The sequence below is a fragment of the Betaproteobacteria bacterium genome, assembly GCA_009377585.1.
Lineage (GTDB): Bacteria > Pseudomonadota > Gammaproteobacteria > Burkholderiales > WYBJ01 > WYBJ01.
On record WHTS01000023.1, the window covers coordinates 52,185 to 65,621 of the forward strand.

General features: G+C 66.7%; 8 protein-coding genes. 6 read left to right on the plus strand and 2 right to left on the minus strand.

Annotation, left to right across the window (positions count from 1 at the left end; translation table 11 throughout):
• Positions 1 to 65: 65 nt before the first annotated feature.
• Complete coding sequence (glnE, locus tag GEV05_10255; GenBank protein ID MPZ43768.1) at positions 66 to 2,789, minus strand: bifunctional [glutamate--ammonia ligase]-adenylyl-L-tyrosine phosphorylase/[glutamate--ammonia-ligase] adenylyltransferase; 2,724 nt, start codon at positions 2,787 to 2,789, stop codon at positions 66 to 68.
• A gap of 352 nt (positions 2,790 to 3,141) precedes the next feature.
• Here glnE and GEV05_10260 point away from each other — a divergent pair, with 352 nt between their 5' ends.
• The 6 genes from GEV05_10260 (at position 3,142) to GEV05_10285 (ending at position 11,577) form a co-directional block, all read left to right on the plus strand.
• Positions 3,142 to 6,960: a TIGR02099 family protein gene (locus tag GEV05_10260; protein ID MPZ43769.1), complete on the plus strand. Its 3,819-nt coding sequence runs from the start codon at positions 3,142 to 3,144 to the stop codon at positions 6,958 to 6,960.
• Positions 6,960 to 7,364: a hypothetical protein gene (locus GEV05_10265; protein MPZ43770.1), complete on the plus strand. Its 405-nt coding sequence runs from the start codon at positions 6,960 to 6,962 to the stop codon at positions 7,362 to 7,364. The genes GEV05_10260 and GEV05_10265 overlap by 1 nt, the downstream gene beginning before the upstream one ends.
• A gap of 12 nt (positions 7,365 to 7,376) precedes the next feature.
• The gene (locus tag GEV05_10270; protein MPZ43771.1) at positions 7,377 to 8,219 is read left to right on the plus strand and encodes a carbon-nitrogen hydrolase family protein; all 843 of its coding nucleotides are present in this window, start codon (positions 7,377 to 7,379) and stop codon (positions 8,217 to 8,219) included.
• Between the two features lie 94 nt (positions 8,220 to 8,313).
• Entirely contained in the window at positions 8,314 to 9,783 is a 1,470-nt protein-coding gene (gene tldD / locus GEV05_10275) for a metalloprotease TldD (GenBank protein ID MPZ43772.1), read from the plus strand.
• Between the two features lie 146 nt (positions 9,784 to 9,929).
• Positions 9,930 to 11,003, plus strand: coding sequence for a 3-deoxy-7-phosphoheptulonate synthase AroG (aroG, locus tag GEV05_10280; GenBank protein ID MPZ43773.1), 1,074 nt, complete (start codon positions 9,930 to 9,932; stop codon positions 11,001 to 11,003).
• 19 nt (positions 11,004 to 11,022) lie between these two features.
• Positions 11,023 to 11,577, plus strand: coding sequence for a cyclic nucleotide-binding domain-containing protein (locus GEV05_10285; protein MPZ43774.1), 555 nt, complete (start codon positions 11,023 to 11,025; stop codon positions 11,575 to 11,577).
• Between the two features lie 37 nt (positions 11,578 to 11,614).
• Here GEV05_10285 and GEV05_10290 read toward each other — a convergent pair.
• Positions 11,615 to 13,437: HDOD domain-containing protein (locus GEV05_10290; GenBank protein MPZ43775.1), on the minus strand; the 1,823-nt coding region annotated here is incomplete at its 5' end.

Below are 13,437 nucleotides of genomic sequence, written 5' to 3' on the forward strand. Positions count from 1 at the left end.
ATTAGGACCATACGTGGCGTTTTCGGCGCTTGCGCCGCATTCCGAGCGGATCGGCAATGCGATCTTTACGGCGCGAAAACCCGATCCCACAGTCGCCGCACCGAGTCGATCTCGGTTGCCACGCTAGCCGGGTCGACGCGGGCGTAACGCTCACCGCGAAGCCGCAATGCGTGCTGCAGTTGCCGGTAGCGGCGGTAGGCGGCGTGCACGGCCTGCGCATCCGAAGCCGGGATCAGCCCCAGCGCGGCGGCGCGCATGATCAGGGCAAGATTGCCGATATTGGCCGTGAGCTCGGCGTGGCGCGCGGAGTGCGCCAGGACGAGATACTGGACCATGAACTCGACATCGATGATGCCGCCGCGATCGTGCTTCAGGTCGAAAGCCGCGCTCGTGTTCGGATGCGCATCGAGCATCTTCGCGCGCATGGCGACGATTTCGCGCTGAAGCTCGCCCACGTCGCGTTGGCTGCGCAGGATCTCCACACGCAACGCTTCGAAGCGGCGCCCGATTGCCGCATCGCCCGCGACGTGACGGGCGCGCGTGAGCGCCTGGTGCTCCCACACCCAGGCCTTGTCGCGCTGGTAGGCGACGAAGGCTTCGAGCGGGCTTACCAGCAGGCCGCTCGCGCCGTCGGGCCGCAGGCGCAGATCGGTTTCGTACAAGATGCCGGCCGGCGTAACCGTCGTCAGCCACGTGTTGATGCGCAGCGCATAACGCGCGTAGACTTCTGCGGCCTGGCCGGTGTCGTCATCGTAGAGAAATATGATGTCGAGGTCGGACGCATAGCCGAGCTCCTTGCCGCCGAGCTTGCCGTAGCCGACGATTGCGAAGCGCGGCTCGGGCCGATGGCGCACGCGCAGGTGCTCCCAGGCGAGCCGCATGACCGAGTCCAGGCAGGCACAAGCCAGATCGCTCAGGTGATCGCTGAGCGTCTCCAAAGGCAACCCACCGGCCAGATCCTGCACCAGCAGGCGAAAGGTCTGCGCATGCTTGAAGTGGCGCAGGGCATCCATCTGCCCCTCCATGTCGCCGGCGTGTTCGCTCAATTGCGTTTCAAGAGCGCGCACCATGCCGGCCAGATCGGGCGCGGCGGCAGCCGCCCGATTGTCCAGCAGCTCGTCCAGCAGAATCGGGTGCTGCCCCAGATACTGCGCGGCCCAGCGGCTTGCCGCGGCCAGGTTGGCGACCGCCGCCAGAGCCTGCGGATACTCCACCAGCAACGCGAGGTAGGACTCGCGCCGGCCGATGTTTTCGATCAGATCGAGCAGGCTCTCGGCCGCCGCATCCCGATCGTGCAGTCGGGCCGCGGTTTCCAGCACGCGCGGCAGCAGGACGTCGATGCGCGTCTGACCGGAAGCCGGCATCTGCCGATAGCGGCTGCCGGTGCGCATCCCGGTCACGCGCGCCGCGAGCGCGTCCGCACGCGCGTAGCCCAGTTGCACGAGCTGCTGGCCGAGCACGCCGCCCTGGGCCTCGATCGCCGCCGACGGCAAGCCGGGCGCGGCCACGGCCGCAGCAGTCGAGCCTTCGTCCGGCGCCCGCCCGCTGGCTGCGAAAATCTGCTCGAAGTGATGCGACACGGCCCGGCGATGCGCATCCAGCGCGTCCAGCATGGCCGGCCAATCCTGCATGCTCATCGCCTGCGCGATCAACGCGCGATCTTCGTTGCTGCGCGGCAGCGACTGCGTCTGCTGGTCGTCGAGATATTGCAGCCGGTGCTCCAGGCGGCGCAGGAATTCATACGCCTGCGCGAGCTCGGCTGCAGCCGCCGCAGGCAATAGCGCGCGTTCGGCCAGCAGCCGCAGCACTTCGAGCGTGGGCTGCGTGCGCAGCGCCGCCTCGCGGCCACCGCGGATCAGCTGGAACAGTTGGGCGATGAACTCGATTTCCCGAATGCCGCCGGGACCGAGCTTGATGTCGTCGGCCATGTCGCGCCGGTTCACTTCCTGGCGGATCTGCGCATGCAGGCTTCGCATCGAGGCGAGCGCGCCGTAGTCGAGGTGGCGGCGGAAGACGAACGGCCGCACCAGCGCGGCGAGCTCGCCCTCGCGCCCGCCGCGGATCAGGCGCGCCTTGATCCAGGCGTAACGCTCCCACTCGCGTCCCTGGGTGATGAAGTAGCTCTCCAGCATGGCGAGGTTGCACACCAGTGGCCCCGAATCCCCGTAGGGCCGCAGGCGCATGTCGACGCGGAACACGAACCCGTCCGCGGTGATCTCACCCAGCGCGGCGATCAGTTTGCGCGCGATCCGGGTGAACAACTCGGAATTGCTGATGGACCTGGCGCCACGCGTTTCGCCCTCTTCGCCGTGAAGGAACACCAGGTCGATATCGGACGACACGTTGAGCTCGCAGCCGCCGAGCTTCCCCATGCCGACCACCATGAGGTGCTGCGTGCTGCCGTCCGGGGCCGTGGGGCTGCCGTATTGGGTCGCGGTCCAGGCTTCGATCCGGGTGCAGGCTTCGTCGAGAGCGGTGTCGGCCAGGGCGGTCATGGTCGAGGTCACTTCGTCGAGGTCGGCCCAGCCCGCCAGATCGCGCACGATGAGCGTGAGCAGCACGCGCTTGCGCAGCTCGCGTAAGGTAGCCATCAGCGCGGTTTCGTCGAATGGCTCGGCCGCGCGAATGAAATTGCGCATGGCTTGCGCGGTAAACGCACGGGCGGCGTCGAGCGTTTGCAGCAACGCCGGCTGGCTCGCAGCCGTGCGGCGCGCGTAGCGGCTCAATCGGCACGCGCGCTCGATCGCGCCGGAGGCTGCATCGGGTCCGGTGTTGGCTGCGGGCATCATTGCTTTTGAGGTTACAATGAAATTCCTTGCGCAAGTCCGTCCATTGTACTGAGCATGCGAGAAGTTTTCGGGCGCTCGCTCGCTGGGCGATTGACACACGGTCGTCGGCTGGGCTGACGACTTTCACACTCCACAGTAGTGTCCTGAGTCCGAAATTCGCCGCGCAAAAGATGCCGAGAATCGACGCCATACATTGTCGTGAATCCTCGCCAGGTGTCCAACCTGGCTGCGGTTCACTTCGCGTCTGGCGCCGATTTCGACACTTTTGCCACGCTCGGGCGCGGGGCATACGATCGGGATTGCAGCATCGAATCCCGGACTCAGGACACTGCGAGCTACGGCGGATTTCGAGGTGTTACGGCGCATCGGCCGGCTGATCTTCAAGCTCATCCCGCTCTGGTCGTGGCGCGTCGGACTTTACGCAACGCTTACTGCGATGCTGCTGGCCGGCGGTTCGATCCTCGGCTTGCGCTATTGGGTGCTGCCGAACATCGATGCGTATCGAGGCCATCTCGAGCGCATCATGAGCTCGGCCACGGGCCAGCGCATCGCCATAGGGGAAGTGCGCGCCGACTGGCGCGGGTTTCGGCCGCAATTCACGCTGCTCGATGTCACCGTCTATGACGATGCGGGTAGGCCCGGGCTCGAGCTGGGCCGGATCGAGAGCTCACTTGCGTGGACAACGCTGTTCTTCCTCGAGCCCCGCTTCCATTCGTTCCGGATCGATCGGCCTCACCTCGCGATTCGCCGCGCCGCCGACGGCGTCATCTCGATCGGCGCCATCGAACTACGCAAGACCGAAGGCGGCGGGGGGCTCGCAGACTGGGTCCTGCGCCAGCCGGCGCTGGCGATATCCGGCGCCAGCGTATCGTGGCTGGACGAGCAAAGGCAGGCGCCGGAGCTCAAGCTCGAACAGGTCCGGCTGCGGCTGCAGAACGAGTTCTACCGCCACCGCTTCGGCCTGCAGGCGGTCGGGCCGGCCGGGGTGCTCGGCGCCGTGGATCTGCGAGGAAACCTCTCGGGCCGCAGCGTGCGCGACCTGCAGCAATGGGAAGGCCAGATCTATCTGCGGCTCGACGATGCGGACCTGGCCGCGCACAAACAGTGGGTCGACCTGCCGATCGACATCGCGCGCGGCCAGGGCGCGCTGCGGCTATGGGTGGATATTGCAGCCGAACGCGTAACCGCGGTGACGGCCGACGTGCACCTTGCCGCGGTAACCGCCACGTTAGCGCCGGGCCTGCAGCCGCTGGAACTGAACGAGCTTGCGGGACGTGTGGGCTGGCGCGGATGGCGCTCGGGGTTCGAAGTGTCTGCGCGCCAACTCGGCGCCTCCGCGCCGGACGGAGAAAGTTTTCGCGCCGCCGATTTCACCCTGCGCAAGTTCGAGGCGCAGGGCGCCAAGCCGGCCGGTGGCCAGATGAAGGCGAACGTGCTCGACCTCGGCGCCTTGGCGCATTTCGCCGAGCACTTGCCGATCGACGAGGGCATTCGCAAAGATCTCGCGCGCTACGCGCCGCGCGGCATCGTCTCGGGTGTCGACGCAAGCTGGAGCGGAGCGTGGCCGCCGGCGCAGTTCGCGGTCAAGGCGCGCTTCGAACAGTTGGGCGTGGCGCCGGTCGGCTCGCTGCCGGGACTTGCCAACGTATCGGGGAGCCTGGAGGCGAACGAGAAGCGAGGCGCGATCACGCTGACCAACCGCGACATGCGCATCGACCTGCCGCGCACCTTCGCCGAGCCGCTGCAGTTCGATTCGCTCGCCGGGCAGGTGACCTGGACCGCGAACGCCGGCCGCTACGATATCCGCTTCGCCCGGCTCGATTTCAGCAATGCCGATCTGGAAGGCAGCTTGCACGGCACGTATCGTATCGGGGCCGAAGGCCTGGGCAGCGCCGATCTGACGGGCAACCTCACCCGCGCCGATGCGCGTCGCGTCGCGCATTACCTTCCGCTCGTGGTCGGCGAATCCACGCGCGAGTGGGTGCGCAGCGCCGTCGTCGCGGGCCATTCGCAGGACGTGAAGTGGCGTCTGCAGGGAAACCTGTCCGATTTTCCCTTTCATGGACGCGAGGGAACGTTCGAGGTGTTGGCGAAGGCGCGCGACGGCATCCTCGAGTACGCAACCGGGTGGCCGCGGATCGAGAACATCGCAGCCGAGATCCATTTCAAGGGCAACCGCCTCGAGGTCCGCTCGTCGGCGGCCAACATCCTCGGCACGCAGTTGACGCGGGTGCAGGCCGTGATCCCCGACCTGGTCGGTCCCTACGAAGTCATCGAGGCCACGGGGGACGCGGAAGGACCCAGCAGCGAGTTCATGCGCTTCGTCAACGCGAGCCCGGTCGCCGACAAGATCGATCACTTCATCGACGGCATGGAAGCGCAAGGGCGCGGCCAGCTCGCTCTGAAGCTTATCTTGCCGCTGCGCGAGCTGGAGAAGTCCCGCGTCGATGGCAGCTACCGCTTCCTGGCCAATCGGCTGCGCGTGGACAACGACTTGCCGCCGCTCGAGAACGTCGACGGGCGGCTGAACTTCACCGAGAGCACGGTTCAGGGCCAGAACATCGCTGCGCAGATCTTCGGCGGCCCGGCGACCATCGCGTTCGATACGCGCGACGGCGCGGTGTTCGCGGCCGCGAACGGCCGAGCCACCATCGAGGCGTTGCGCAGGAGCATCGAGAGCCCGCTGCTGCAGGCATTCAGCGGCGCCGCGGACTGGCGCAGCAGCCTGCAGGTGCGCGCCAAGACTGCTGAGTTCGTCGTCGAATCGAGCCTCGAAGGCGTCGCTTCGACTTTGCCGGCGCCATTTGCCAAGGCGGCCGACGAGGTGGTGCCGGTGCGCATCGAACGCCGGCTCGCCGGCGCGGCGGGGGACACGATCCAAGTCAGCTTGAGCAAGACGCTTTCGGCCAATATCGCCCGCCGCCGCGACGGGCAACAGTTCGTGGTCGAACAGGCTGCGATCGGATTGGGCGGCGTCGAACCGCCGGCCGCAGAAGGGCCCGGCATCTGGCTGCGCGGCACGCTGGCGCACGTCGACGCCGACCGCTGGCGCGCGTTTCTGGCCGGCGGCGAAGCGTCCGGGTCGAACAAGCTAGCCGTCATGGCCGCCGATTTGAAATTCGGCACGCTGGACGCGTTCGACCGGCGTTTCAACGACGTCTCGGTGAACGCGCGCCAGGCCGATGAGTGGCGGTTGCGCGTTTCCGCGCGCGAATTCGCCGGCCAGATCGACTGGCAAGCGCGCGACCAGGGTCGGATCGTCGCACGCCTGCAGCGACTGGCGTTGCCGGCCGCATCCGACAGTGCCGGTGCGGATGCAACCGACCCCAAAGCGCAGCAGCAGGCGGCCGATTATCCGGCGCTCGACGTGATCGTGGACGAGTTCAGTTACAAAGACCGGGCGCTCGGGCGGCTGGAATTGAAAGCCATTCCCGAGGGTGGCGACTGGCGCATCGAGCAGCTCAGCCTGCGCAATGCCGATTCCACGCTCACCGCCGACGGCTATTGGCAGCGGCAGGTCCCGGAGCCGCGCACGCAAATGAACTTGCGCCTGGACATCGATGACATCGGCAAATTCCTTGCTCGCATGCGCTATCCCGAGGGCGTGCGCGGCGGCACGGCGACCTTGAGCGGTACGCTCGGCTGGAACGGCGCGCCGCAGGATATCGACTTTCCCACGCTGGCCGGCGATCTTGCGATCGATGCCAAGCGCGGACAGTTCGCCAAGCTCGATCCGGGCATCGGCAAGCTCCTTTCCATTCTGAGCCTGCAGGCCCTGCCGAGGCGGGTGACGCTGGACTTCAAGGACGTCTTCAGCGAAGGCTTTGCCTTCGATTCGATCCAGGGGAAGGTGAAGATCCAGCGTGGCATCGCGACCACCGAGAGCTTTCGCATCGTCGGTTCGTCGGCCAGGGTGCTCATGCGCGGGGAAGTGGATCTGAACCAGGAAACGCAGGCGCTGCGGGTGCGCGTCACGCCGTCGGTCGGCGATAGCGTTGCCACGGTGACCGCGCTGCTCGGCGGGCCGGTCGCCGGCATCGGCGTATACCTGGCGCAGAAGCTCCTGAACGACCCGCTCGGGCAGCTCATTGCCTACGATTACTCGGTGACCGGCACGTGGAGCGATCCGAACGTCAGCAAGATCGGCTTTGGCCGCTCGGGGCCCGGCTGATGAGTGGCACGCAGCCGATGACCGTGCGCGCGCTGCAGGCGGGACTGCTTGGGGTCGCCCTGACAGCCGGGCTGCTGGCAGCCGGGCTGCTGGCAGCCGGGCTGCTGGCGCGAGCCGCCGAGCCGGTGTCGACGCCGTCCGGAGCCGTTCCCTACGAGCTTTGGGATCGCCCACGCAGCGGCCGCGCCGTCCTTGCCGTGCCGGCCGTGCGCGAGGCGATGACGACGCTGTCGGCCAATCCCGCCGCCCAGTTGATGATTCGGCATCCGGCAAGCGTAGAGGGCACACTGCAGGCCGAGGAGCTGCGCACCTGGCTCATCGCGCACGCGATTGCGCCCGGCCGGCTCGTCCTGCGGGCTGAGCCCGCGGCCCGGCAACTGCTCCAGCTCGAGATCGTGCGCTGACGAGGAAAATCGATGACGACCGACCGATCGGCGCCGAACACAACCGCAACCACCCGGATCGCCGCAATCCAGATGGTGTCGGCGGTCGACGTTGCGACCAATCTGGCGCAGGCCGAGCGCCTGCTCGAGCAGGCGGCGAGCCAGGGCGCCCGCCTCGCGGCCCTGCCGGAGTTCTTTCCGCTCATGGGTTTGCGCGATACCGACAAAGTTGCCGTACGGGAGCGCTTCGGTTGCGGGCCAATCCAGGAATTCCTGTCCGCGACGGCCCGGCGACTGGGGCTGTGGATCATCGGCGGCTCGGTGCCACTGGAGGCAGACGTGCCGGACAAGGTGCGCAACAGCTGCCTCGTGTACGATGACGCGGGAAGGCTGGCCGCGCGCTACGACAAGATCCACTTGTTCGGCTTCGACAACGGGCGCGAGCGCTACGTCGAGTCCAACACGATCGAGCCCGGGACGGAGATCGTCGTTCTGGAATCCCCCTTCGGCCGAATAGGTCTTTCCATCTGCTACGACTTGCGCTTTCCCGAGCTCTACCGGCGGATGGGCTCGGTGGCGCTGATCGTGGTCCCCTCGGCCTTCACCGCCACCACCGGGGAAGCGCATTGGGAGACCCTGTTGCGAGCACGGGCGGTGGAAAACCTCGCCTACGTGCTGGCGCCGGCTCAGGGCGGTGTGCATGCGAGCGGCCGTCGTACCCATGGGGACAGCATGATCATCGACCCCTGGGGCGAAATCCTGGCGCGGGTGCCTACCGGCCCGGGCATTGCGTTCGCCGAGCTCGATCCGGGGCGGATCGCCGCCGTGCGCGGCGCCCTGCCCGCTCTGGAACACCGTACACTCGACCCCATCTAACGAAAGGCGAGCTTGCGGGTGTTTCCCGCCGAACTCCGGCCCGCCATCCGAATCAATACTGAGTTGGTTCGAACACTTCGAAGGTAGCCCATTCATGTCCATCCAGAGCGAGCCTGCCCTGCGGCTGGCGGAAAACCTGTTCGCGACCGCGGATCAGTGCCTGCTGGCCCCCTACGCGCTCGACATCGGCAAATTGCAGAGCGTTTTCGGCGACATCATGACGCACTCGGTTGACTATGCCGACCTGTATTTCCAGTACAGCCGCTCCGAGGGCTGGAGCCTGGAGGAGGGCATCGTCAAGTCCGGCAGCTTCGCGATCGACCAGGGTGTGGGTGTGCGCGCGGTGAGCGGGGAAAAGACCGCGTTCGCCTATTCGGACGATATCAGCCTCGATGCATTGCACTCCGCGGCCTTGGCGACGCGAGCGATCGCCCGTCAGGGCAGCGGCGGTGCGGTCCAGGTCGCAACGCGCGGCAAGGGCCGCAGTCTCTACGAGCCGCGTGATCCGCTGACGAGCCTGGACGACGCGGCCAAGGTCGCGCTGCTGGAGCGCATCGAGCGCTATGCGCGCTCGCTCGATCCGCGTGTGACGCAAGTGATGGCCCATCTGGGCGGCGAATACGAAGTCGTCCTGGTCACCCGCCACGACGGCATGATGGTGGCCGACGTGCGTCCGCTGGTGCGCATGTCGGTGCAGGTGATCGCCGAGCAGGACGCTCGCCGCGAGCAGGGCTCCTCGGGTGGCGGCGGGCGCTTCGACTACAGCTATTTCACGGATGCGGTGATCGAGGACTATGCGCGCAAGGCGGTGCACCAGGCGGTGACGAACCTCGCGGCGCGGCCGGCGCCGGCCGGCACCATGACGGTGGTGCTGGGGCCCGGCTGGCCGGGCGTGCTGCTGCACGAGGCGGTGGGGCACGGGCTCGAAGGCGACTTCAACCGCAAGGGCAGCTCGGCGTTCTCCGGTCGCATCGGCGAGCGGGTCGCCGCACCCGGCGTCACGGTGGTCGACGACGGCACGCTGGAAAAACGGCGCGGCTCGCTCAACGTCGACGACGAGGGCAATCCCACCCAGCGCAACGTTCTGATCGAGGACGGAGTGCTGAGGGCGTATCTGCAGGATTCACTCAACGCGCGCCTCATGAACGTTCCTGTTACGGGCAACGGCCGGCGCGAGTCGTATGCGCATATCCCGATGCCGCGCATGACGAATACGTACATGCTCAACGGCAGCCACGATCCGCAGGAGATTCTCGCCTCGGTCAAGAACGGGCTGTACGCGGTCAACTTTGGCGGCGGCCAGGTCGACATCACCAGCGGCAAGTTCGTGTTCTCGGCCGCCGAGGCATACCTGATCGAGGACGGCAAGGTCACCCAGCCCGTCAAGGGCGCCACCTTGATCGGCAACGGTCCGGACGTGCTCACACGCGTATCCATGATCGGCAACGACATGGCGCTCGACTCCGGCGTGGGCACGTGCGGCAAGGAAGGGCAAAGCGTGCCGGTGGGCGTGGGCCAGCCGACCCTGCGGGTGGACGGGCTCACCGTCGGCGGCACCGGCTGAAATCGCTCCAAGCGCGCAGACCAACGATGCTTCCCGGCCCGGCGCATTCGCGGCCGGGGCCGGCCGCGCTCCGGCAATCCGGCTTATACTAATTCGCTTCCTCGATGAGCCAGACGGTTCCAGCCATGCAGCGCGCACCCAACTCCATCCACCCTGCCATCGACGACACCCGCATTCGCGAGATCAAGGAGCTTCTTCCACCTTCGCACGTGCTGAGGGAGTTTCCTGCGTCGGAGCGTACCGCACACACCACGGTCGAAGCGCGGCAGGCGATTCATCGCATCCTCCATGGCGCGGACGACCGGCTGCTCGTGATCATCGGCCCGTGCTCGATCCACGACGTGCGTGCGGCACGCGAGTATGCCGAGCGGCTCGAGCGCGAGAAACAGCGCCTGGCAGCCGACCTGTTGATCGTGATGCGGGTTTATTTCGAGAAGCCGCGCACCACCGTGGGCTGGAAGGGGCTCATCAACGATCCCGACCTGGATGGGAGCTTCAGGATCAACGAGGGCCTGCGCACCGCGCGGCAACTGCTGCTGGAGTTGAACGAGCTGGGCATGCCGGCCGGCGTCGAATACCTCGACATGATCACGCCGCAATACATCGCCGACCTGGTCGCCTGGGGCGCGATCGGCGCCCGCACCACCGAGAGCCAGGTGCATCGCGAGCTTGCCTCGGGCCTGTCGTGCCCGGTCGGGTTCAAGAATGGCACCGACGGCAATCTCAAGATCGCGGTCGACGCGGTGCGCACCTCGCAGCAGCCGCACAACTTTCTGTCGGTCACCAAGGGCGGCCATTCCGCCATCGTTTCCACCCTGGGCAACGAGGACACGCACGTGGTCCTGCGCGGCGGCAACGGCAAACCCAACTTCGATGCGCCGAGCGTCGAAGCCGCCTGTAAGGAGCTTGCCACGGCGGGCCTCGCGCAGCGCGTGATGATCGATTTCAGCCACGCCAACAGCAGCAAGCAGTACCAGCGCCAATGCGAAGTGGGCCGCGACGTGGCCGCGCAGGTGGCGGCCGGCGACAAGCGCATTTTCGGCGTCATGATCGAGGGCCATCTGCAGGGCGGACGGCAAGATCTGGTGCCCGGCAAGGAGCTCGTGTACGGACTGAGCATCACCGACGGCTGCATCGGCTGGGAAGATACCGTGCCCCTGCTCGATGCGCTGGCCGAGGGCGTTCGCACGCGCCGCATCGCGGGCGACCAGGAAGAATAGCCGGCATTGAGGCGTATGCATGGCCGATGACGCCGAAGATTCCTTGCACGGCTCGAGCGTCGAGCTGCTGTCGCACATCGAGCACCTCGGCGCCGGCGGGTCGTACGCGCAGCAGATCTTCGATCTGGTGGGGCGCTCGCTCTTCTTCGCCGACTTCGAGCGCGACGACATCGGTTTGCTCGCCGACTACATGGCGATCTACAACGCGCAACCGGGTCAGGCCATCATTCGCGAAGGCGACGATGGCGATTTCATGCTGCTCGTCATTTCCGGGGCGGTGGACATCTTCAAGAACAACGCGCAGGGCGAGCGCCAGCTGATGACGAGCGTCGGGCCCGGCATGACGCTGGGCGAGATGTCCATGATCGACGGGGAGCCGCGTTTCGCCACCTGTGTCGTCACCGATACCACGGTGTTCGCGGTGCTCACGCGCGATGCCATGGCGAACATCATCCTGGAAAAGCCGAGCCTCGGGGCGAAGATTCTCATCAAGCTGGTCACCATGCTGTCGCAGCGCCTGCGTCAGACCAGCGCCCGGCTGCTGCAGACGATGGAGCGTCCGGCTACGTTCTAAGCTCGGTCCGGCGTTTCGCCACGGACCGCGCCCGAGCTCAACGGCGCTGGCGCAACGCCAGTACCGCCTGGTTGCGCAGGGTCTTGAGCAGGTTCATCTCCCGCGCCTCGACCGTGAGCTCGTCGGCCAGGGGCTTTTCGCCGTAGAACAGCCCGATCGGTTTGTTGTCGAGCACGATCGGCAGCAGCACGAAGGTCTGCCCCAGCGAGGCCTTGCGAAACCATTCCGGAATGCGCGCGCGGATGTTGGGCGCTTCGATGTCCGTGATGAGCAAATCGACATTCTTCGCCAGGCACACGGAGAAAACGTCCTGGCTGCGGCCGAAAGGCAGGCTGAGCCGGCCGACGATGCGGTCGAGATCCTGGCCGTAACCGAACCGGGCGGTCAGCGTGAACGCGCGCGGGTCGCGCATGAACAGGATCACCCGCGTGAAGCCCATGCCGCGGTACATCGTCTCGAGGATGATGCGCAGGAGATCGCTCAAGTTGACATTGTCGACGAGCGAGTTGGTGATGTCCTGGATTCCGGCGGCGAGGACCTGAGCCGGTTCCTGTTCGTGCGCTTCGGCCACGCTCGCTGCGATCCGGGTCGTTTGCTCGATCACCCGCTCCAGCGTGTCGGCGTCGGGCATGGCATCCGCCGCGGCTGCGCCCGCGGTCTGGCGCAACCCCTGGCAGAAGCGGCTCGTGCGGCTGTCGCCCAGCAAGTGCGCCGCGTCGTCGAGCAGTTGCTGCACCGATTCGTTCGCGGTGGCGAGAAGTTTTTTCTCGTCGATCGGGATTGCGGCGCCGAAGCGCCGGGCAATCGCCGCAAGCTGCTTGTCACGCTGTGGCGCAGACCCGGCGCAAGCGGCATCGGATACCGCTTCGGCCAGCGCTGCGACCAGCCGTAGCCGCTCTTGCGCGTTTTCCGGCTTGACGGGCGGTTCCGCTTCCAGCGGTCGCATGGCGGCGATGATTCCCGGCGGAAGATTCCAGCTGCGGGCGACCGCCGCGCCGATCTCGCTGTAGGAAGCGCCGAGCACGGCTTTCGAGGCCGCCTCTTCGCCGAGCGCCGAGTGCTGGATCCGGCGCGTCACCTCCAGGCTCTCGTCGTAGAGGTAAAACCCGGCCAGCAGGCGGCCGAGGCCGCGAAACACCCCGCAGATGAACCCTTCCTCGGCATCGCGCACCCCGGCATTGCGCGCGAGGCTGCGTGCGATGATGCCGGTGAAAAGCGAGTGAATGACCTCCTCGCGCAGTTTCGTCGCCTGGCCCTTGTTGTGCAGATGGTCGAACAGCACCAGCGTGATCGCCATGTCGCGCACGGCGTTGAAGCCGAGGATGAGGACCGCGCGCGATATGGTGCTGATGGTGCCGCCGAAATGTCCGTAGCCGGTCGAATTCACCATCCGCAGGAGCTTGTTGGTGAGGGCGAAGTCCTTCAGCAACACTTCGCTCAACGCTTGCACGCTCTGCTCCGGGCCCGCCGTCACGCGGTTGATGGCGCTGATCGTTCCCGACAGCGCCGGAAAGCCGGACTTGTGGCGCATGCGGTTCAACAGGAACTCGATCGCACCCGAGCCATCCGACGAAGGCTGCGTCGTGGCGTCGTCCTCGCTCGGCCGGCAATGGTGCGCGAGCGCGCGGCGCATCTCCTGCGCATCGGCGTAGCGTTCGGCCGGGTTCTTCGCCAGCGCGCGCATGACGATCTGGTCCAGCTCCTCGGTCACTTCGCTGTTGCGCGTCGAGGGCGCCCGGAACGGCTGGTTGGCGATCTTGTGCAGCACTTCGAATACGTTGCCGCCTGCGACCGCGGGCTGCCCGGTCAGCAGCTCGTAGAGCGTCATGCCGACCGAGAATACGTCGGTCGAGCGCGCGA

Bases quoted from the DNA above. Each gene is read 5' to 3' on its own strand.
- glnE (MPZ43768.1), bottom strand. From the start codon at position 2,789: ATGATGCCCGCAGCCAACACCGGACCCGATGCAGCCTCCGGCGCGATC.
- GEV05_10265 (MPZ43770.1), top strand. From the start codon at position 6,960: ATGAGTGGCACGCAGCCGATGACCGTGCGCGCGCTGCAGGCGGGACTG.
- GEV05_10270 (MPZ43771.1), top strand. From the start codon at position 7,377: ATGACGACCGACCGATCGGCGCCGAACACAACCGCAACCACCCGGATC.
- tldD (MPZ43772.1), top strand. From the start codon at position 8,314: ATGTCCATCCAGAGCGAGCCTGCCCTGCGGCTGGCGGAAAACCTGTTC.
- GEV05_10285 (MPZ43774.1), top strand. From the start codon at position 11,023: ATGGCCGATGACGCCGAAGATTCCTTGCACGGCTCGAGCGTCGAGCTG.